Raw genomic sequence first — 20,569 nt, 5'->3', positions numbered from 1 at the left:
ATGGGCTTCGCTGTCGTCTCTACTTTACATTTTGAAATCCAGGCCTTACTCGTTTGGCCTTGGAACGGGCCGAAACCACCTCAGCCGTGCGTCAAAAGCGCTCAGGCGCAGGCCTGTCTCAGGCCGATCTGGCGGCGCGGGTGGGGGTGTCGCGGCAGGCCCTGAGCGCGATCGAGGCCGGGCGCCAGACGCCCTCGACGACGCTGGCGCTGAAGCTGGCTCGGGCGCTGCGCTGCACGGTCGACGAGCTCTTTCGTCTGGCGGGGGGCCCGGTCGTCCACGCTCTCCTGGTGAGGCCCTCGGCCGGCGCGAGCGCGGGCCGGGTGGTGCTCGGCCGGGTGGATGGCAGGCTGGTCGCGCACGCGCTCGCCCACGGCTCTGGGGCCGCGGACGGGCTGCTGCTGGACACGGGGGACGCAGGGGTGGGGGACGGACAGGAGCGCAGCGCGGCGGTGGAGATCCTCGGGGATCCGACATTGGTCGCGGCCAACGTGCTCGTGGCAGGCTGCGCCCCGCTCTTGGGCGTGCTCGCGGCGCGCCTGGGCCAGCGCTACCGAGACGGGCGGGCGAGCTGGATCCCCGCTGACAGCGGCCGCGCCCTCGAGCTGCTCCGGCGCGGAGCGGTCCACGTCGCGGGGCTGCACCTGGGCGAGGCCAGCGATCCCGAGGCGCAGGCTCGGGCCGCGCGGGCGGCCGTGGGCGAGCAGCGGGCGGTGCTCGTCAACCTCGCGCGCTGGCGCCAGGGCCTGGTGATCCCGCGGGGCAACCCGCTGGGCATCACCGGGCCCGAAGACTTGCTACGGCCCGGGCTTCGCTGCACGCGGCGCGGGCCGGGCTCTGGGGCCCAGCGCCTGCTCGAGCGGGCGCGCGCGGCCGCTGGCGAGGCGCCGGGCGAGGGCGCGGAGGTCGGCGCTCCGCTGGCTGCGGATCACGCCGAGGTCGCTCGCCTCGTGCGCTGGGGCGTCGCCGATCTCGGCGTGGCGATCGAGGCCGTCGCCCTCGCCGAGGGCCTCGACTTCATCCCTCTGGCCGAGGAGCGCTTCGATCTGGCGATCCCCGAGCATCGCCTGAGCACGCCCGAGGTCGCGCGTTTGATCGACCTGATCGACCGACCTTCGTTTCGCGCCGAGGTGGCGGGGCTGCCCGGCTACGACCTCTCCCTCGCTGGTCACGCCTCGACCATCGCGCCCAGTCGGGGGCAGCCATAGGAGCACCATGTCGTCTTCATCCACGCAGAACCTCGCGCGCGCTCGCCCTGCTCACAGCCGAGAGCGCGGCGGTGGGCCTCGCGTCGCCGCGCTGGTGGCCGTGCTCGGCGCGAGCGCGGGCCTCTTCGCGGGCGCTGGCTGCAAGGCCAAGGATGACGCACGCGCGCGTCCAGCAGTCGAGCTGCGGGTGTTCGCCGCGTCCTCGCTCACCGAGGCCTTCGAGGATCTCGCCGAGGGCTTCGAGGCCGCCAACCCCGAGGTCGACGTGCAGCTGAGCTTCGCCGGCAGCCAGGCCCTGCGCCTGCAGATCGAGCAGGGGGCGACGGCCGAGGTGTTCGCCTCGGCCAACGCGACGCACATGCAGGCGCTGGTCGACGCAGGCCTGGTCGAGGGGGCGGCGACCTTCGCGAGCAACGAGCTCGTGGTCATCGTGCCGATCGAGGCCGCGCCGGGGACCCAGGCGATCACCACCTTCGATGCGCTCGACGACGCCGAGCGGGTGGTGATCGGCGCGCCGGAGGTGCCGGTGGGGGCTTATACCCGGACGCTGCTCGACCGGGCCGAGGCCGCGCTGGGGGAGGACTTCGTGGCGAAGATCCGCAGCCACGTGGTCTCGGAGGAGAGCAACGTCCGCCTGGTCCGGGCCAAGGTCGAGCTCGGGGAGGCGGACGCGGCGGTGGTCTATCGCACCGACGCGGCCGCCTCGGACACCGTGCGCACGATCGCGATCCCCGGGGAGCTCGGCGTCCGCGCGGGCTATGAGATCGGTGTGGTCGCGGGCTCGCCCCAGGCCACGCAGGCGCGGGCCTTTGTCGCCTATGTCCGCTCGACCCGCGGGCGAGCGTTGCTCGAGGCCCGCGGGTTCACCATCGAAGAGGACGCGGGCGTGGGCGGGGAGCGCGAGGCGAGGCCGTGAGGCGGGCGGGGAGCGAGGGGAGGGGATGAGCCCGCTGCGGATCCCCGGCCCGATGCGCCTGGTCGGGGCGAGCCTGGCCGGCCTGCTGCTCGTCTGCTTGGTGCTGCCCCTGGTCGCGCTGGGCTGGTCGAGCTCGATCGACGCGCTGGCGGCGGGGCTGGCTCACCCGCTCTTCGCCCCGGCGCTGTGGCTGAGCCTCCAGACCACGCTGGTCAGCTTGGCGCTCACGCTGCTCATGGGCACGCCGCTGGCCTGGTGGCTGGCGAGCTCGCGCTCGCGCCTGTCCCAGGTCGTCGCGGTGCTCGTCGATCTCCCGATCGTGATCCCGCCGGCGGTGGTCGGCGTCGGCCTGCTGGCGAGCTTTGGCCGCCAGGGGCTGCTCGGTCCGGCCCTCGCCTCGCTCGGGCTGAGCCTGCCCTTCTCGCGGGCTGCCGTGATCTTGGCGCAGCTCGTGGTCGCCTCGCCCTTTTACGTGCAGGCGGCGGCCAACGCCTTTCGCAAGGTCGAGCCCGACACGCTGATCGTCGCGCGCAGCCTCGGGGCCTCGCCGGCCGAGGCGCTGTGGCGGGTCGCGCTGCCCGTGGTCGCGCCGGGGCTGGTCGCCGGGGCCTCGCTGGCGTGGGCGCGGGCCGTGGGCGAGTTCGGGGCGACCTTGCTCTTCGCCGGCAACATGCAGGGCAAGACCCAGACCATGCCGCTGGCGATCTTCCGGGCCCTCGAGACGGACGTGGCGCTCGCGGTGGTGTTCTCGCTGGTGCTGGCGGCCATGGGCGCGGTGCTGCTGGCGGCCATGCGCGCGGGGCCGCGGCTGCGCGCGCTAGCGAGGGGGCAAGGGCGGTGAGTCGGTGAGTGGGTGGCAGGCGGAGCTGAGCGTGCGCCGCGGGGACTTCAGCCTCGCGGTCAACCTCGCGGGCGGGCCCGGGGTGCTCGCGCTGATCGGCCCCAACGGCAGCGGCAAGACCACGATCTTGCGCGCGCTCGTGGGCGCGGTGCCGGTCGAGCGCGCGGAGATCGTCGTCGCCGGCGAGACCCTCGTGAGCAGCGCGCGCGGCCTCTGTCTGCCCATGGAGCGCCGCCGCCTGGGCTACGTGCCCCAGGGCTACGGCCTGTTCTCGCACCAGAGCGCCCTCGACAACGTGGCCTTTGGGCTGTCGACGCGCGCATCGACGGTCCAATCGATGAAGCGGGAGAGCTGGTGGCGAGGCAAGCGACGCAGGCGCGAGCAGGCGCGGGCTCGCGCGCTGAGCATGCTCGAGATCCTGGGTTGCGGCGCCCTGGCCGAGCGCCCGGTGAGCGCCCTCTCTGGTGGCGAGCAGCAGCGCGTCGCCCTCGCTCGCGCGCTGGTCATCGAGCCAGCCATGTTGCTCCTCGACGAGCCGCTCGCGGCCCTCGACGCGATCACCCGCCGGGCGGTCCGGCGCGTGCTCGCCGAGCACCTCGCTAGCTGTGGGCGGCCCTCGCTGCTCGTGACCCACGATCTGCGCGACGTCGAGGCCCTCGACGCGCGGATTTGTGCCCTCGACCATGGGCGGGTCGTGCAAGTGGGGCAGCTCGACGAGCTGCGGGCGGAGCCGGCGACGGACTTCGTGGCGGAGTTTTGTGGCTTGGACTCGGGCTCGAGGAAGGCCGCAAAAACCTGATCCGGGTCAGCTGGGAGCGAGCCGGCGGCGATGCTCGCGTGCATGGATGCGGTCTTGGCCAAGGACGTCTGATCGAGCGCGAGCAGCTGCGCGCGGATGCAGCACAACGACGCCGGCGGGCTGGTTGCCTCAGCCGCCGGCGGGCATGGGCGCGGCCACGGCGTCGATCCACAGTCGGTGCAGCTGCGTGTCGGTGAAGGTCTCGCGGGCGAGCTCGCCCCAGGTCTGGCCTTCGGGCGGCGTGTAGCCGCGGTTGGGATCGAGGGCCACGGGCACCGCGGCGACGCGGCCCTTGGGCGGCTCGAAGCCCACGGTCAGCCCGTAGAGCAGGGTCATGATCTCGTCGCCCTTCTCGCAGCCGCAGCTGACGACGGCCGCGGCGGCGCGCTCGGCCAGGGCCGTGCAGCGCTGCTCGGGGGCGACGGTCGAGAGCTGGGAGAAGGCCTCGGCGAGGGCCGGGCAGGCGTTGGCGTAGCCGCGCACGCCCTGGGCCACGAACACCGCGCGCTCGTTGGCGTCGGTGGGCAGCTTGGCCTTCATGGTCGAGAGCATCTCGGGCTTGCGCGGCGCCGGCGGGGGCTCGGGGTCGGTGACCTGGACGAGGGCGCGGATCTCCATGCGCCCGGCGGCCGAGAGCCCGCGCCACAGCTCGGCGACGGCGGTCACGGGCACGTCGTTGGCGATCGCGATCGCCATGACCCCGGGCTCGGGGATGCGCCGCGGCGGGTTGGCCAGCCAGTCTTGGATCGAGATCGCGGCCCCGCTCTGGGGATCGTGCATGCCGGCGGTGGTCAGCGTGATCACGCTGGTCTGCGTGGGGTGGTAGCTCGGGGCGGTCCACTCGACCACGGGCAGGGCGATGGGGGGGATCCCGAGGTCGTAGTCGCACATGCGCTCGAGCTCGGGCTGGAGCGCGGCGGTCGAGCAGGCCGCAGGGGTGGCCTCGCCGGGAGTGCCGGGTTCGCCGGGAACGCCGGGATCGCCGGCCTCGGCTGCTGCCGGGCCGCCCTGCTCGGCCTGGGCCTGGTCCGTGTCCGCCGACTCCTTGGGGGGCGCCTTGCAGGCGGACAGGGGGAGCAGGGCGAAGCTCAGGAGTAGGGCGAGGCGGCGCACGACGGCGAGGGTAGCGGCCGTCGCCAGCCAAACCAAGCGCGCCGCTCGAAGTCGGCGCGCGGGCGCGTCATCAGTCGATGCGTCGGCGTCGCGGCATCTTGCGCTCGGGCAGGGGCGCCGACTTGCGCACGCGAATGACCACGGACTTGCTCGCGGGCGTGCCCGAGTGGGGATCGCGGCGCTCGAGGGGGACGAGCACGTTGGCCTCGGGGAAGTAGGCCGCGCAGCAGCCCGGGGGCACGTGGTGGGGGACGGCGACCCAGCGCTCGGCGACGCGGCGGCGGCCGTCGTGCTCGCTGATCAGATCGACCTGGTCGTAGGGCTCGAGCCCGAGCTGCTCGAGGTCGCCGAGGTTGATCATGATCAGCCGGCGGTAGCCCTCGATGCCGCGCAGGCGATCCCCGGGGGCATAGATGACGCTGTTGTGCTGGTCGTGGCTGCGCAAGGTGGTCAGCAGCAGCTGATCGTCGTCGAGGGTGGGGGCCTCGGGGAGCGCGAGCTGGAGGCGAGCGGGGGCGAGCGGGAGGGTCTCGGGGAGCGGGGCAGGGTCGCCGACGCAGCGCTCGATGAGCGTGCGAATCTGGCCGTAGTCGCTGGCCAGGGCCGGCCAGTCGACGTGGGGGTCGTCGGGGAAGCAGGCGGCCCCGAGCTCGGCGAGGATCCGCGGCTCCCCGCGCAGCTGCGGGCTGGCCGGGGTCGCGTGGCCGCGGCCGAGCTTGGTGCGGCCGTCGAGGCCCTCGAAGCTCAGCAAGGCGGGGCCGCCCTGCTGGCGCTCGAGCTCGCTGCGCGAGAGGCAAGGCAAGATCAGCGCGGTCTCGCCGGTGATCAGGTGGCCGCGGTTGAGCTTGGTCGAGACGTGGACCGTGAGCGCGCAGCGGCGCAGGGCCTCGGCGGCGCGCTCGGTGTCGGGGGCCGCCGAGAGCAGGTTGCCGCCGAGGCCGAAGAGCACGCGGACCTCTCCGGCGAGCATGGCCGCGAGGGCGCCGCCGACGTCGTGGCCGGGCTCGCGCGGCGGCGCGAAGCCGAGGCCCGCCTCGAGGGCGTCGAGCAGGGTCGCGCTGGGCCGATGGTCGACGCCCACGCGGGTGCTGCCGACGACGTTGCTGTGGCCCATGAGCGGCAGGGCGCCCGCGCCCGGGCGGCCGACGCTGCCGCGCAGGAGCAGGGCGCCGAGCAGGGCGCGCAGCGTGTCCACGCCGTGCTCGTGCTGGGTCAGGCCGGTGCCCCAGCTGGCGATGGTCGCCCGCGAGCCGGCGAACACGGCCGCGGCCGCGCGCAGGTCTTCTTCGGGGCAGCCGCAGCCCGCGGACAGCTGAGCCCACGACAGGTCCTCGATCTTGGTCGCGAGCGCCTCGTAGCCGGTGGTGTGCGCGTCGACGAACTCGCGCGCGACGGCCCCCGCCTCGATCGTCCCCTTGATCAGCGCCGCGATCACGAAGGCGTCGGTGCCCGGGCGGATCTGCAGGTAGAGATCACAAAGCGCCTCGCCGGGCCCGAACCAGTCGCTGCGTCGGCGCAGATCCTTGACCCGGCGCAGGCCGGTCTCGAGCAGCGGGTTGATGGCGATCAGCTTGGCCCCGCGGGCCTTGGCCATGCGCAGCGAGTCGAGCATGCGCGGGTGGTTGCTGCCGGGGTTGTGGCCGAAGCAGAGTACGGCCTCGCAGCGCTCGAAGTCGGCGAGGCCGACGGTCGCCCGCTCGACGCCGAGCTGCTCGCGCAGGGCGATGCGGCTGGCGTCGTGGCAGAGGTTGGCGCAGTGGGCCAAGTTGTTGGTGCCCAGGCGGCGGGCGAGCAGGCCGAGCAAGAACGCGGCCTCGTTGCTCGAGCGCCCCGAGGCGTAGAAGGCCGCCTGGCTCGGGCGCTCGAGGCCGCGCAGGGCCTCGGCGACGCGGGCGATGGCGTCCTCCCAGGAGATCGGGACGTAGCCGGGGGTGCCGGGCAGGTGGATCATCGGCTCGGTCAGCCGGCCCTGACCCGCGAGCCATTGATCGCTGCGCTGACCGAGCTCGCGCAGGGTGTAGGTCGCAAAGAAATTCGCGGTCGCGCGGCGCTGCCCGCCCTCGTCGGCGACGGCTCGCGCGCCGCTCTCACATAGCTCCAGGCGACGCGGGTGATCGGGGGTCGGCCACGCGCAGCCGGGGCAGTCGAAGCCCGTCGCCTGGTTCGCCTGATGAAAGAGTCGAAGGCCGCGAACGGGCCCCAGCTTGCGCAGCGCGTCGTTGGCCGCGACGGCCAGCCCGGGGAAGCCCGCGGCTGCATCGGGCGGGCGCTCGACGGTCATGGGCGCCGTCACCAGCGGGTTTTGGGCGCTGGGGAGTGTGGCAGGGAGGGCCGCGCCTGGTTGGTCGTCGTCTTCGATCGGCATGTGGAGCCGGGGGGCATCGTGCCCAGCCAGGGCGCGGCGATCAAGCTGGTGAGCCGGCTCGTTCGCATGGATCGCCAACTGGGTTCACTGGCTGGGATCGGTAGTCGAGATCACTGGGCGGGCACAGCGTCGAGACCGCGTTTGACTGCCAACTGCGGGCTCGGTGAGACTCTCGTCATGGGAGCGCTCAGCGGAGAAACGAGGCGAGTCAGGGCCATGCTCGCGGTGGCCACGGCGGTCTCGGCGTTCATGGCGACGGCCGGCCTGGGCTGCCAGTCGAGCGAGGCGCCCCGCGTCGAGCTGCCGGTGTCCGTCGACGGCTCGGGCCTCGAGGCGCCGACCAGCGACCTCGGCTGGCGCGTCGAACTCGAGGAGGCGCGGGTGGTGATCGCCGACATCGAGTTCACGACCGCGGGCGAGGTCTCCGAAGAGCGGGCGCCTTCGGCCGGCGCGTGGCTGCTCGGCCGGCTCGAGGGCGCGCTGTGGTCGACGGCCTGGGCGCACCCGGGCCACGAGCAGGGTGGCGAGGTGATCGGCGAGCTCCCGGGGACCTGGGCGGTCGACTTCGTCGGCGACTCTGGCCTCGAGCTCGGCCTGGCCACGCTGCTCGTCGGCAACTACACGGCGATCAACTTCACCTTGGGCTCGGCGAGCAGCGACGAGGTCGACGCGGACGACGAGCTCCTCGGACACAGCGCGATCTTGCGCGGGGTGGCGAGCCTCGACGACGACCCGGAGGCGAGCGTCGCGTTCACGGTGGTCATCGACTCGCCCGAGGATCGCCAGATCGTCGGGGCGCCCTTCGACGCCGACGTCGACGAGAGCTCGCCGGAGGGGATCGCCTTGCGCCTGCTCGATCGCGATCCGATCGAGGACGATCACCTCTTCGATGGCATCGACTTCGCGGCCCTCGACGCCCTCGACGGGGCCGAGGACGGGGTGCTGGTGCTGGTCGATCCCGACGCCGCCGAGGCGGCCGTCGACGAGGCCCTGTCGGAGGCCTACTACCAGATCCGACGCGAATTTCAGAGCCACGACCTCTTCGAGGGGGCCGCGCTGTGACCATCATGACGAACATCGACAACAAAGAACAATCTCGCGCGGGTCGCCGCGTTCGCTCGCTCTTCGCCCTGGCCGCCCTGGTCGCTTCGCCCGGCTGCGCGGCGGGGGAGGGGGAGGTCGAGGTCCGCGCCTGGGGCGAGTCCTTCATCGAAGATGGCATCCCCGCGTCCGAGATGGACGACGGCTGGGCGATCGCGTTCTCGCGCTTCGAGGTCGAGCTGACCGAGGTGTCGATCGCCGGGGTCTCGCTGGACGATCCGGGGGTCCTCGACATCAGCGAGGCGAGCGATGGCCGCGGTCAGCTGGTCGGGCGCGCGAGCGTCCCGGCGGAGGACTACGAGGACGCGTCCTTCACCCTCGCCCAGGTGTCGATCGAGGGCACGGCCAGCAAGGACGGCGAGGTCAAGAGCTTCGCCTGGCGCTTCGAGCCCGCGACGCACTACTCGGACTGTGAGACGGTCACCGAGGTCCCGCGAGACGGGACCGGGGAGCTCCAGATCACGATCCACGCCGATCACCTCTTCTACGACAGCTTGGTCTCCGAGGAGCCGGGGCTGGGCTTCGACGCCGTCGCCGCCGCCGACCTCGACGCGGACGGCGAGGTCACCCAAGAAGAGCTCGCGGCCACGGACATCGGGCCCTACGACCCGGGGAACCTCGACATCGACGACATGTGGAGCTTCCTCGCCGCGCAGGCCCAGACCATGGGTCACGTCGACGGCGAGGGGCACTGCCACTCGGACTGAGCCCCTCGATCGCAGACGCGCACCGGGGGCGCGCGTACGCACGCGCGCCCCCGGTGCGCTAATCTTCGCCGAGCATCGCTCGAGACATGCCGCAGGTGTCGCGAAAACTAGGAGCCCGTGGTGAAACCCAACACGACACCTCGCTTGGGACTTTCGCCGAGGGCTTTGTCGCCAAAACTTGCAGTACGCCCGGTACAGCGGCGTTTTGGCTTCGCGCCCTCGACGAAAATTCCGGCGCCAGGAGCCGCGCTGGGTTCCACCACGGGCTCCTAGTGTGCGCTCCAGAGGACTCGAAGGGTCTCAGGCGCCGGACCGCCGGTTGCTGACGAGGCGCGAGTTTGTCGGGCACAAATGACTGACGAGCAACGAAGTCAGCGGCCGGTGCTCCAAGTCTGGGGCTCTTCGAGTCCTCTGGTGGAGCGCACACCAGGGCTCCCTGGGTCGTCGGCAGCCGTGTGGTGTCGGCGGGGCCGGGCGCTCGTCGTGCTCGCGCTGGGTTGGGCGTGCCCGGAGATGGCGTGGGCGCACCCCGGTGAGGACGAGGCGAAGCGGGCGCACCCCACGGGGGAGGGGGAGGGCGAGGGCGGTGAAGGGGAGAGCGAGGGCGGTGAAGGGGAGAGCGAGGGAGCGGGGGACGAGGAAGCGGGGGACGAGGAAGCGGGGGACGAGGGAGCGGGCGACGTCGTCGAGCTGAGCCCTGACTATGTCACGCGGGAGATCGTCGTGGAGGCGCCCATGGAGACCGCCGGGGCGACGACGATCACCGCCGAAGAGATCGCCGCCATCCCGGTGCGCACGGCCGAGGACAGCCTGCGCCTGGCCCCCGGCCTGGTGCTCGTCCAGCACGGCGCCGAGGGCAAGGGCCAGCAGTTCTTCATGCGGGGCTTCGACGCGGTCCACGGCATCGACTTCGAGGTCGAGGTCGACGGCGTGCCGATCAACGAGTGGTCCAACGTCCACGCCCAGGGCTACCTCGACCTCGGCATGTTCATCCCGGAGCTGATCCGCAGCGTCGAGGTGCTGCCCGGGCCCTTCGTCCTCGACCAGGGCCCCTTCGCCCTCGCCGGCTCCGCGCGCATGGAGCTGGGCGTGGCCGAGGAAGACCGCGGGCTGCGGGCGAGCCTGGGCTTCGGCAGCACCGGCCGCCTGCGCGCGCTGGTGACCTACGCGCCCAAGCTCGAGCCGGGCGAGGAGGACGACGGGCGCTTCGTGGCCGCCGAGGTGATGACCGACCCCGGCTACGGCGAGAGCCGCGACAGCCGACGCGCCGTGGTCATGGTCCGCCAGCCGCTCTACACCCGCGCCGGGGATCGGGTCACGGCCACGCTGATCGGTCAGGCCGCGGCCTTCGGGCTGCCAGGGACGACCTCGCTGGCCGAGTACGAGGCCGGGCGGATCGGCTTTTGGGGCGCCCAGGACAACGGCGAGGGCGACGCCCAGCGCGGTCAGGCCTCCGTCGAGTGGAAGCGATCGCGCGCGCGCTGGCAGCTGCGTGCGCTCGCCTGGGGGGGCTATCGCCGCCTCGAGCTGATGGAGAATTTCACCGGCTTCCTCGAGGAGCCGGTCTACGGAGATCGCAGGGTTCAGCGCCATGAGGACCTGCCCTTTGGGGCGCGCGCCGACGCCCACGTGCACCTCGGCCCGCGCCTCGAGCTGCGCGCGGGGCTGGGCGTGCGCGGCGACAGCTTCGCGCAGAGCGAGGAGCGGGTCGATCTCCAGCGCAGGCCCTTCGAGACCACCCGCGACCTCCGGGCGACCCAGGTCGACGCCTGGTCCTACGTGGGCGTGCGCTGGTGGGCCGTCGACGCGCTCGAGATCAACGCCGGGGCCCGGGTCGACGTGTTCGCCTTCGACGCCCTCGACCAGCTGGGGACGAGCGAGGAGGACGAGGAGGGCGAGGTGGTCGAGTCCGGTGCGGTCCGCGGCGGGGGCGTGCGCGCGGCCGCGAGCCCGCGGCTGAGCTTGCGCTGGTCCCCGCTGCGCCGGCTCGAGGCCTTCGCGGCCTACGGACGGGGCTTTCGCCCGCCCGAGGCGCGGGCCTTCATCACCGAGGAGGTCGACACCCTCGGCGTGTCCAGCGATCGCGTGGACGACGAGGGGCCCTCGACGAGCGCCTCGGACAGCGGCGAGCTCGGCCTGCGCTGGCGTCCGCTGCCGGCGCTGAGCGTGAGCGTGCTCGGCTTCGCCACCTACCTGAAGGGCGAGTCGATCTACGACCACGTCTCGCGCCGCAACCTCGAGCTCGCGGCCACGCGGCGCCTGGGCGTCGAGCTCGATCTCGACGCGCGCCCGCTGCCCTGGCTGGGCGTGGCGGCCTCGCTGACCTGGGTCGACGGCCGCTTCATCGCCTCGGGCAACCCGATCCCGCTCGCGCCGACGCTGGTCGGTAGCGCGCGGGCCTGGCTCGCCCACCGACTGGGCGCGCGGGCGGGGCTGATGGTCTTTGGCTGGGCCCCGCGCCCGCTGCCCTACGGCGCCACCGGCTCGGGCATGGTCCGCGTCGACGCGACCTTGGGCTGGCACCTCGACCGGGTGCGCGTGGATCTGGCCGTGGAGAACCTCCTGGGCATGCGCCTGCGCGAGGGCGAGTACTACTTCGCCAGCAATTTCCAGCCCGGCGAGGCGGCGAGCCAGCTGCCGACCCTCCACTACGTCCCGGGGCCGCCGCTCAACGCCCGAGCGACGCTGACCTTCGTGTTTTGAGGCTCAGGCCCCGGCGTGCTCGAGGCCGACCAGGAGCGCGCCGAGCATGGTCCGCAGCTCGGTGCTGAAGTCCACGCGCAGGGACTCGAGATCGGGCAGGCTCAGGGCCTCGCGCGCGCGCGCGCCGGGCTTGGCGGTGTGGTGGACGCCGACCACCAGGGCGTTGATCTGGAGCATCAGCCGGGCGCCCTGGCCCGGCACCAGGAAGGGCAGGCGGCGCTCGAGCAGCGCTCCGGTGACCGCCACGCGGGCGAGCAGGCGGCGCTTGAACTCGGCGATCTGCTCGACCTCGACGTTTTGCTCGAGGACCCCCGAGAGCAGGCTGAGCAGGCGCGTGAGCGTCGTTCGTGGGTCGAGGGTGTCGGCGACCAGGCGGGCGACGCGGGCCGAGGACCAGGGGCCGCGGCCGCCCTCGAGGGCCTCATCGAAGAGCTCGAGCCAGTCGAGGAGCTGGCGCTCGAGGAGCTCGAGGAAGAGCGCCTCTTTGGTCGGGAAGTAGATGAACACCGTGCCCTTGGCGACGCCCGCGGCCTTGGCGATGTCGCTGATCTTGAGGGCGGTGAAGGGCTGCTCGGCGAAGCGCTCGGCGGCGGCGTCGAGCAGCTGGTCGCGGCGGCGCTGCTTGTCTTCGGCCCGGCGGGCGCGTCGAGGGCGGTCGGAGCTGAGCATTTGATGACTCGAAGTCATTTTCTAGGTGACCTGAGGTCATGGTTCAAGGGGAGAGGAAAAGGGCGTGATATCCGCGTTTTGGGTCACGAAGAGCCGATAGCTGGGATTCCTGCTCTGCCCCGCGACGCCGCGAGAGCGCGCCCACAAACAATCCATGGCGATTCTCGCCGTAATCAGCCACGATTGATCGATATGACGGCCCGTGCTCGAGCGCGCCGGATGGCCTCCATGGTGGCGCTGCTGCTGGTCGCGGTGGGCGTGATCGTGTCGGCCTGTGTGCCGGTCGCCCAGACCAGGACGCCGCCGGACCCGCCCCTGCGCGCGACCATCGACCTCGATCTCGAGGGCGCGCTCGCGGACGATCGACCGATCCGGCTGACGGGTCGGGAGGGCACGGATCTACCCCTGAGCTCCCTGGAGGTCCTGGGGACGGTCGAGGATCCGCTGGCCTTCACCCAGCTGCGCCTGAGCTTCGAGAACCCCGAGCCGGTGACCCTCGACGCCACCTTGAGCGTGCTGCTCCCGCCGGGCGCGACGATCACCCGCTTCGCGGCCTCCATCGAGGGCTCGTGGCGCGAGGCCGAGGTCGTCGGGCGCAAGCCCGGGCAGCTGCGCCCGCCGCTGCATACTCGGGCGAAGCCGGCCCTCGAGGCGCGCGCCGAGCTCGGTGAGCGCTTCGAGGTCGAGCTGCCCAACATCCCCGCGCGGAGCACCCAGCAGCTGATCGTGTCCTACGCCGAGACCTTCGCGCGGGCGGACCAGCCCTACCGCGTGCGCCTGGCCGGGCTCCACGACGTGCCGCGCTTCTCGGCCCGGGTGATCGTCGTGGGTCAGCCGGATCCGCTGCTCGAGGTGTTCGCGGGCAGCCGGATCCCCGAGACCCTGGGCATCGACGAGTCGGGCCGGCGCGTGCTCGAGCTCGACACGCGGGACTGGACGGCGACGGACGACCTCGTCGTGCCGACCTCGGGCAAGCGGCGCACCGGGGTCCGCAGCGGGCGCAAGGTGGCGGTCCGCGTCGACCCCATGACCCACGATCACGCCGCGCCGATCAACGGCCTGGCGGTGCTCTTCGACACCAGCGCGTCCCAGGCCGTGGGCTACCACGAGCGCGTCGAGCAGCTCGCCGGGCTGATCGAGGCGCTGCAGCCGTGGACCGGCGACGAGATCTGGCTGCGCCTGGTCGCCTTCGATCAGGGCTTCGAGACGGTCTACGAGGGGCCCCTGGGCGAGATCGATCGTCGCGCCTTCGAGCGCCTGCACACGCGCCGGGCCCTCGGGGCCTCCAACCTCGTCAGCGTGCTGCGCCACACCGGGGCGCGCCGCGGCCACGAGGTCGATCGCGTGCTGCTGATCTCCGACGCCGTGGCCACGGCGGGGGTCTCGGGGCGGGCGGCGGTGCTCGAGAGCGTGGCCGAGCTCGCCGACAGCGGGGTGCGTCGGATCGACGTGCTCTCGGGCTCGGGTCGCGAGCCGTGGCGGCTGCGCAGCCTGGTCCGCCAGCTGCCCGAGTCGGGCCTGGTCCTCGACAGCGCACAGACGCCGCGGGGCGTGGTCCGTCGGCTGCTGCGCACGGTCCACGACGACGTGCGGATCACGGTCCCCGGGGCGCGCTGGTACTACCCCGAGGTCGTGCATGGGGTGCAGTCCGACGACGAGATCCTGGTCTTCGCCGACGTCGAGCCGGCGGCTGGCGGGCTGCGGGTCACGGTCGAGAGCCACAGCAAGGAGAGCCTGCAGATCCCCCTGGTCGAGGTCGAGGAGCCCCTGGTCGGCTGGGCCCTCGAGCGCGGGCGGGTGCAGCTGCTCGAGGCCGCCCTCGAGGCCAACGCCGACGCGCCCGCGGCTGTACGCAAGCAGGCCTGGCGTCAGCTCGTGACCCGCTCGATCGCCCACCGCATGCTCAACGACTACACGCACCTGGTCATGCTCGGCGACGAGCGCGACTACCTGGAGAGGCGCGTGGATCCTGCGGCCCTGGCCGACGTCCTGGTCGCGGGTCCGGAGGGGGTCGTGCGCCGCCAGCGAGGGGTGCCCAACGTGCTGAAGGAGGCCGAGGTCCCGATCGCGCGCAACCGGCTGCCGCGCTTTCCCAGCGAGGAGCTGGGCGCCGAGCAGCTCGAGCTGCTGGCCTCCTCGCCTGCGGGCGGGCGAGATGAGGGCGAAGCGCCCGAGCCCGATCCCGACGCCGCGGTCGTGGTCGGGGATCTGGCCGAGGCGAGCGCGCGACCGCCAGCGCCGCGGACCCCGGCGGAGGAAAGCGCGGCGGCGGCCCTCGCGGCGATGCGCCGGGCCAAGCCCACCCCCCGCCGCCGACGCGGGGCGCGAGCGCGGGCGCACCCGCCCCGGCGCAGCCTCGAGGACGCCTACCGCGGCAACCTGCTCACGATCATGAACCTGATCGCCTGGGGCCACGTGGCCGAGGCCAAGCAGGTCGCGTGGACCTGGCGCGAGGCGGAGCCCGCCGAGGTCATGGCGGTGGTCGCCCTCGGCGAGGCGCTCGAGGCCAGCGCGGAGGTCGAGGAGGCGGCCCGGGCCTACGGCTCGATCATCGATCTCTTCCCCGAGCGCGCCGACATGCGCCGCTTCGCGGGCACGCGCCTCGAGCATCTGGGCAGCGCCGGCGGACGCCTGGCCATCGACAGCTACCGCCGCGCTCGCGAGCAGCGTCCGGATCAGCCCTCGAGCCACCGCCTGCTGGCCTTCGCGCTGCTCCGCGCGGGCCGCTACGAGCAGGCCTTCGCGGCGCTGTCGAGCGCGCTGAGCCACGACTGGAGCGGGGGCCGCTTCGCCGGGGTCGACCACATCCTGCGCGAGGACCTCGGCCTGGTCGCCGCGGCCTGGCTGGCTCACGAGCCCGCGGCCAGCGAGCGGATCTCTGCTGGCCTGCGCCGCGCCGGGGCCGAGCTCGCCCGCGAGCCCTCGCTGCGCTTCGTGTTGACCTGGGAGACCAGCCACAGCGACGTCGACCTGCACGTCCGCGACGGGCTGGGCAGCCACGCCTACTACGACAACCGCGGCCTGCGCTCCGGCGGCGCGCTCGAGTACGACGTCACCGAGGGCTTCGGCCCCGAGGTGTTCACGATCATCGGTGAGCCGACGGGCTACCCCTACAACCTCCAGGTCTACTACTACGCCCGCGGGCCGAGCGGCTACGGCATGGGCAAGGTCCAGATCCTCGAGCACGACGGCCGCGGCCGGATCGCCTTCGACGAGCGCCCCTTCGTGATCCAAAATGACCGCGCGCAGGTCGACCTCGGCGATCTCGACGGCTCGTTGATCGGCCGTTGAGCGCTCGCTGAGCCGCGCAGCGTGGCGGGAGTCGGGGCGAAGGCGGGAGATTGGGGCAAGCGCGGCTCGGCCGCGTATACTCGCGGCCATGAGCGACAGGCGGGCCATCGGGTTGCGGGTCCTGATCACCGGGGCGTCCATGTGCGTGGTCATTGCTGGCCTGCGCGAGGCCGGACCGATCCTCGTCCCGGTGCTCTTCTCGGCCTTCCTGGCGATCCTGGCGATCCCCCCGGTCAACGCCCTGCAGCGCCACAAGGTCCCCGACTGGCTGGCGGTGACGATCGTCGTGGTCGGCGTGCTCGGGGCCGTCTCGCTGATCTCCTTGCTGATCGGCAGCTCGATCGCCGGGTTCTCGGAGAACCTCGACACCTACGAGGCCCAGCTCAAGACGATGACCGCCGGCGCCCTCGACTGGATCGAGGCGCAGGGCTTCGAGGTCTCGACGGACGCGCTGCTCGAGCTGATCGATCCGGGCGCCGCCGCGGACTTCGCCGGTGGCCTGGTCACGGGCATCGGTTCGGCGCTGTCGAACACGGCCTTCGTGCTGCTGACCACGGCCTTCATCATGGCCGAGGCGGCCGGCCTGCCGCGCAAGCTCCAGGTCGCCATGGGGGCCAACGGCGGCGACCTGTCGCGCTTCACCGGGGTCGTCCAGGACATCCAGGAGTACCTGTGGATCAAGACCAAGATCTCCGTGGTCACCGGCCTGCTCGCCTGGCTGCTGTGCCTGGCCGTGGGCGTGGACTATCCGGTGCTCTGGGGCGTGATCGCCTTCTTCCTCAACTACATCCCCACGCTGGGCTCGATCCTCGCGGCGCTCCCGGCCGTGCTGCTGGGCTTCGTGCAGTTTGGCTGGGAGCGGGCCGCGGTGCTGATGGTCGGCTACCTGCTCATCAACACCGTGATGGGCAACATCGTCGAGCCCAAGGTCATGGGCAAGCGCCTGGGCCTGTCGAGCCTGGTGGTGTTCCTGTCCTTGGTGTTCTGGGGCTGGATCTGGGGCACCTTGGGCATGTTCTTGTCGGTGCCGCTGACGATGGTGGTCAAGATCTTGCTCGAGAACAGCGACGACCTGAAGTGGGTCGCGGTGCTGCTCGGCTCGGGCGCGGAGATGGAGGAGCGCCTCGATCCCACCCGGAGCATGCGCGGGCCGGTGATCGTGGGCGGGACCTTGCTGCGCACCGGTTCGTTCTCCTCCAAGGGTGGGGAGGACGCGAGCTCGAGCGCGCCGGAGGGCGCAGGGGAGTCGGTCGCTGCAAAGCCCGAGGACCCGACTGGCGGCGCGGCGGAGGGCGCCGAGGCACAGACGCCCGAGGACGAGGGTCCAGACGATCTCGACGTCCTCGCCGAGGAGCTCGTGGGCGAGGGCGAAGACGGGGCTGGGGAGGGGGCCGGGGAGGGGGCCGGGGACGGAGAGGACGAGGGCAGCCGTCGGGGATCGAGCGAGGACGGGCGGCCCGAGTGAGCGAGCGCTGGTGGCTCTACCTGCTGCGATCAACCCAGGCCGAGCGCACCTACGTGGGCATCAGTGTCGACGTCGACCGCCGCCTGTGCCAGCACAACGGTGAGCTCCCCGGGGGCGCCCGCAGCACCCGCGCGGGGCGGCCCTGGGCCGTGGCGAGGCGCTGGGGTCCCTTCGAGCACGGCCAGGCCGCTCGCCTGGAGCGGGCTCTCAAGCGCCGCCGGGGCGCGCTGCGGCTCGACTGGGAGCCGCCCGCGGACTGACCGAGACTGAGGGGGGCGAGCGAGGGCACGAGCGCGGCGCGGGGTCGAGCCTGCGCCGTCACTCGTGGGGCCTCACTGGCGAGCCTTGCCCGCCTGGACCACGACCTCGCGGCCGTCGGCGAGGCCCAAGGTCAGCTTCTTCCACGGGCCCACGGCGATCAGCCGCTCGAAGCGGAAGGGGTGCCCGGCGAGCTCGTGGCCGTCGACGGACTCGATCACGTCGCCGACGGCGAGGCCGGCCTTGGCCGCGGGGCTGCGCTCGTCCACGGCGGAGACGTCGTAGCGCAGCTCGGAGACCTCGGTGTCGACGGCGACCGCGGCGATCTCGAAGCCGAGCTCGCCGACCTCGCCCTTCTTGCCGGCTCGGCTGGCGAAGAGCTCGAGCTCACCGAGCTCTTGCTCCTCGCCCTCTCCCGAGAGCTCGAAGCCGACGCGGGACAGGTGGTAGGGGTTCTTGTCGGGGTTCGGATCGGTGGACGTGAGCACGAGGGTGACCCAGCCCGAGGTGACGTCCTCGAGGGCGAAGCGGCCCTCGGCGTCGGTGGTGTCCTGACCGGGCTCGCCGGGGCCCTCACTGGGGGCGGCGAGTCGGGCGGCCTGGGCCTCGTCGAGGGGCTCGCCGTAGGCGTGGACGGCGATCTTCAGGCCAGGGATGGGCGCGCGGGTGTCCGCATCGACGAGCTGGCCGCGGGCGAGGACCCGGGGGTGGGCGGTGGCCACGAGCTCGTCGAGGCTGGCCCCGGGGGCGAGCTCGAGCTGCCAGAGGTTGGCGCTGGCGGTGGGCGTGCGGGCCTCGAGGTCGTAGGTGCCCGGGGGCAGGGCGCCAAAGTGGAAGGCGCCCTCGGAGGGCCGGTAGAGGGCGGCGTGGCGGTGGGTGCCGTCCGCAGCGCGGAGCTCGAGGACGAGGTAGTCGGGGGTGCCGCCCTCGGTGAGGGCGACGCGGCCGGAGAGCTCGCCGGCCGCGGCGATGCGCAGCTCGGCCTCCTCGCCGGTGGCGATCGGCTCGACGACGACCTCGCCGCCGCCGGGGCGCAGCGCCGCGAGCACGTAGCTGCCGCCTTCGCTCAGGCCCTCGAGGGTGAAGCGGCCGTCGGCGTCGCTGCGCACGGGGGCGCTCAGGCGCCAGTCGGAGGCGAAGCGCGCCCGGCCGTGGCCCGCGGGGGCGCCGTCGGGGAGGCGCTGGGCGACGACGAGGGCGTCGGCGAGCGCCGTGCCCTCGGCGTCGAGGACCTGGCCGGAGATGGTCCCGGCCTGGGGCTCGACGAGCAGGTTGGCGTTGGCCTCCTTGCCGGGGGCGAGCCAGGCGAGGCGACCTTGGCGATCGGCGTCGCTGGTCTTGGGCGCGCGGAGGACCGGGGCGTCGGGGCCGTCGCCCGCGTAGGCGATGACCCGGAGGTTGCCAGACTGCACGCCCTCGATGCGGAAGTCACCCTGGGCGTCGGTCACGGCCGTGTAGCCCAGGCGCGCGCCCTCGCGGGTGGCCTCGACGAGGACGCCGGCGAGGGGGCCGTTCTTATCGCGCAAGCTGCCCGCGAGGACGCCGGCCCCCGGGGCGACGACCTGGAGCGCCTCGAGGTCCGCGTCTTGGAGCTCGGTGAGCTGGGGCTTTTGAACGAGGGGCTCACCCGTGCTCGAGACGACCCACAGCTCGTAGCTGCCGGCCGGGAGCCCGGCGAGTTCGAAGCCGCCCTCGGCGTCGCTGGGGGAGGAGGTGCGGGCGAAGTCGGGGTCGTCGACGAGCTGGGCGCGGACGCGCAGCCCGGCCGCCGGCTGCCGGCCCTTGGCCTCGACGAGAGCGCCGCGGATCGCCAGGCCCTCGCTGACCTCCCAGCGCTGGCCGGTGAGGTCCTCCGCGGAGACCTCGAGCTCGGGGTAGCCGTCCTCTGGGGTGGCGTAGCCGGGGCAGGAGAGCTCGACGGCGTGGCGACCGGGGAGCACGGCGAGCAGCTCGACCGCGCCCTCGCGGCCGATCTTGGCGCTGCGGCGCTCGCCCTCGAAGTCGAGGTGGCGCAGGTGGAGCTCGCCGTCGGGGCAGGGATCACCGCCCGTGGTGACGACGGTCCCCTCGACACGCTGCGCCGGGTGGACGGAGACGGTCACGGCGTCGCGGGTCTCGGCGAGGCCGAGGTGGACGGGCTGGGCGCGGCCGTAGAGCGTCGCGCCGTGGGCCACGAGGGCGTGGTCTCCGGGTTGGAGCTGGGTGACGCGAAAGTTGCCCTCGGCGTCGCTGAGGGCCAGCTGGCCGCCAGCCTCGACCACGACCCCGGGCACGGCCTCGCCGCTGTCTGCGAGGACGACTCGACCAGAGATCACGGACTCGGGGACGAGCTCGACGCTCGCCTCGGCGTTGGGGATGGCGGTGCGCTGGCGGTGGGCCGCGTGGCCCTCGGCGGCGGCGCTCAGGTAGACGGCGCCGCTCGGCCCCCACAGCGTGAAGTTGCCCTCGGCGTCGCTGCGCGCGAGGACTCGGGGGCCGGTCTCGCTGGCCTGGACCGTGACCCAGGCGTCGGCGATCGCCTCGCCGGAGACGTCTCGGACGACCCCGACGAGCCCCTGGCCGCCGGGGCTGAGGCTGAGATCGAGGCCGTCGAGGGTCTCGCCAGGCTGGAGGTGAGCGAGGGTGCGTCGGTGGCCGCGGCTGCGCTCGCCCCAGGCCGCGGGCAGGAATTCTCGGGCGCTGGCCTCGATGCGGGTGGACACGGGCCACAGGCCCTCGATGCGGTAGCTCCCGTCATCGCCGGTGGTCACGCAGCTGGGCTCGGCGGCTCGGCCCGCGAGCTCGGCCGCTGACGGCCAGGCGCAGACCTGGGCCTCGGCGAGACCCTGGCCGTCGAGGTCGCTGATCGTGCCGGCGAGGATCGCCTTGGGCTCGTCCTCGAGCGCGGGCGTGGCTGGCGGCTGCGGCTCGTCCTCGATCGGCGTCTGGGGGGTCTGCGGGTCGTTGGCGACCTGCTCGCGCGGGTTCATCTGGAGATCGACGAACCACCAGGTGACGGTCCCGACGACCGCGAAGAAACCAAGGACCGAGAAGGTTTTTTGACTGCGCCCCGCCATCGTGTCGTTTGCTCGCCCCCGCAGGCTGCGGCCGCGAGGATACGAAGTGATCTCACGGACCAGGGGGGTCCAACAAC

At 73.0% G+C, this 20,569-nt stretch carries 14 protein-coding genes; 10 read left to right on the top strand and 4 right to left on the bottom strand.

Features of this window, described 5'->3' with window-relative positions; genetic code table 11:
• The first annotated feature begins 59 nt into the window (after positions 1-59).
• From G6O69_RS32635 to G6O69_RS32620, 4 genes are read left to right on the top strand one after another with little or no spacing between them, the layout of a single operon-like run.
• Positions 60-1,208, top strand: coding sequence for a substrate-binding domain-containing protein (locus G6O69_RS32635; RefSeq protein ID WP_176397223.1), 1,149 nt, complete (start codon positions 60-62; stop codon positions 1,206-1,208).
• A gap of 7 nt (positions 1,209-1,215) precedes the next feature.
• The gene (gene modA / locus G6O69_RS32630) at positions 1,216-2,124 is read left to right on the top strand and encodes a molybdate ABC transporter substrate-binding protein (RefSeq protein WP_172307379.1); all 909 of its coding nucleotides are present in this window, start codon (positions 1,216-1,218) and stop codon (positions 2,122-2,124) included.
• A gap of 25 nt (positions 2,125-2,149) precedes the next feature.
• A complete protein-coding gene (locus G6O69_RS32625; protein ID WP_172307378.1) occupies positions 2,150-2,965 on the top strand; it encodes an ABC transporter permease in 816 nt (271 codons plus the stop codon).
• A 4-nt stretch (positions 2,966-2,969) separates the two neighbouring features.
• Positions 2,970-3,764 carry an ABC transporter ATP-binding protein gene (locus tag G6O69_RS32620; RefSeq protein WP_172307377.1) on the top strand — a complete coding sequence of 265 codons (795 nt, stop codon included), beginning with the start codon at positions 2,970-2,972 and terminating at the stop codon, positions 3,762-3,764.
• 129 nt (positions 3,765-3,893) lie between these two features.
• Here G6O69_RS32620 and G6O69_RS32615 read toward each other — a convergent pair whose 3' ends face one another.
• Both G6O69_RS32615 and G6O69_RS32610 read right to left on the bottom strand, forming a co-directional pair.
• Positions 3,894-4,877, bottom strand: a complete 984-nt coding sequence (locus tag G6O69_RS32615) for a hypothetical protein (RefSeq protein WP_172307376.1) — start codon at positions 4,875-4,877, stop codon at positions 3,894-3,896.
• Between the two features lie 70 nt (positions 4,878-4,947).
• Entirely contained in the window at positions 4,948-7,242 is a 2,295-nt protein-coding gene (locus tag G6O69_RS32610) for a molybdopterin-dependent oxidoreductase (protein WP_172307375.1), read from the bottom strand.
• 216 nt (positions 7,243-7,458) lie between these two features.
• Here G6O69_RS32610 and G6O69_RS32605 point away from each other — a divergent pair, with 216 nt between their 5' ends.
• The 3 genes from G6O69_RS32605 to G6O69_RS32595 all read left to right on the top strand — a co-directional run bounded on the left by G6O69_RS32605 (position 7,459) and on the right by G6O69_RS32595 (position 11,753).
• Positions 7,459-8,304 (top strand): hypothetical protein, encoded by an 846-nt coding sequence (locus G6O69_RS32605; protein ID WP_172307374.1) that lies wholly within the window; start codon positions 7,459-7,461, stop codon positions 8,302-8,304.
• 5 nt (positions 8,305-8,309) lie between these two features.
• Positions 8,310-9,050, top strand: coding sequence for a hypothetical protein (locus G6O69_RS32600; RefSeq protein ID WP_172307373.1), 741 nt, complete (start codon positions 8,310-8,312; stop codon positions 9,048-9,050).
• Positions 9,051-9,431: 381 nt separating this feature from the next.
• Entirely contained in the window at positions 9,432-11,753 is a 2,322-nt protein-coding gene (locus tag G6O69_RS32595) for a TonB-dependent receptor (protein WP_217909956.1), read from the top strand.
• A 3-nt stretch (positions 11,754-11,756) separates the two neighbouring features.
• Here the strand turns inward: G6O69_RS32595 and G6O69_RS32590 are convergent, their stop codons facing one another.
• A complete protein-coding gene (locus G6O69_RS32590) occupies positions 11,757-12,422 on the bottom strand; it encodes a TetR family transcriptional regulator (protein WP_172307371.1) in 666 nt (221 codons plus the stop codon).
• Between the two features lie 219 nt (positions 12,423-12,641).
• On the opposite strand from G6O69_RS32590, the gene G6O69_RS32585 reads away from it, so the two are divergent.
• From G6O69_RS32585 to G6O69_RS32575, 3 genes are all read left to right on the top strand, one after another.
• A complete protein-coding gene (locus G6O69_RS32585) occupies positions 12,642-15,713 on the top strand; it encodes a VIT domain-containing protein (RefSeq protein WP_172307370.1) in 3,072 nt (1,023 codons plus the stop codon).
• A gap of 88 nt (positions 15,714-15,801) precedes the next feature.
• Complete coding sequence (locus tag G6O69_RS32580) at positions 15,802-17,178, top strand: AI-2E family transporter (protein WP_172307369.1); 1,377 nt, start codon at positions 15,802-15,804, stop codon at positions 17,176-17,178.
• A complete protein-coding gene (locus G6O69_RS32575) occupies positions 17,175-17,438 on the top strand; it encodes a GIY-YIG nuclease family protein (protein ID WP_172307368.1) in 264 nt (87 codons plus the stop codon). The genes G6O69_RS32580 and G6O69_RS32575 overlap by 4 nt, the downstream gene beginning before the upstream one ends.
• Before the next feature lie 72 nt (positions 17,439-17,510).
• On the opposite strand, the gene G6O69_RS32570 is transcribed toward G6O69_RS32575, so the two are convergent.
• A complete protein-coding gene (locus G6O69_RS32570; protein WP_172307367.1) occupies positions 17,511-20,492 on the bottom strand; it encodes a carboxypeptidase regulatory-like domain-containing protein in 2,982 nt (993 codons plus the stop codon).
• Between the last annotated feature and the right edge of the window lie 77 nt (positions 20,493-20,569).

This window comes from Pseudenhygromyxa sp. WMMC2535, assembly GCF_011083025.2.
Note: the sequence above shows the minus strand (reverse complement) of the source record. Positions and strands in the feature narration are given on the sequence as shown.

What these genes read in the sequence shown, in the direction of transcription:
- G6O69_RS32590 (WP_172307371.1), bottom strand. Translation starts at nt 12,422, where the DNA reads ATGCTCAGCTCCGACCGCCCTCGACGCGCCCGCCGGGCCGAAGACAAG.
- modA (WP_172307379.1), top strand. Translation starts at nt 1,216, where the DNA reads ATGTCGTCTTCATCCACGCAGAACCTCGCGCGCGCTCGCCCTGCTCAC.
- G6O69_RS32585 (WP_172307370.1), top strand. Translation starts at nt 12,642, where the DNA reads ATGGCCTCCATGGTGGCGCTGCTGCTGGTCGCGGTGGGCGTGATCGTG.
- G6O69_RS32570 (WP_172307367.1), bottom strand. Translation starts at nt 20,492, where the DNA reads ATGGCGGGGCGCAGTCAAAAAACCTTCTCGGTCCTTGGTTTCTTCGCG.
- G6O69_RS32625 (WP_172307378.1), top strand. Translation starts at nt 2,150, where the DNA reads ATGAGCCCGCTGCGGATCCCCGGCCCGATGCGCCTGGTCGGGGCGAGC.
- G6O69_RS32605 (WP_172307374.1), top strand. Translation starts at nt 7,459, where the DNA reads ATGCTCGCGGTGGCCACGGCGGTCTCGGCGTTCATGGCGACGGCCGGC.
- G6O69_RS32580 (WP_172307369.1), top strand. Translation starts at nt 15,802, where the DNA reads ATGAGCGACAGGCGGGCCATCGGGTTGCGGGTCCTGATCACCGGGGCG.
- G6O69_RS32610 (WP_172307375.1), bottom strand. Translation starts at nt 7,242, where the DNA reads ATGCCGATCGAAGACGACGACCAACCAGGCGCGGCCCTCCCTGCCACA.
- G6O69_RS32600 (WP_172307373.1), top strand. Translation starts at nt 8,310, where the DNA reads ATGACGAACATCGACAACAAAGAACAATCTCGCGCGGGTCGCCGCGTT.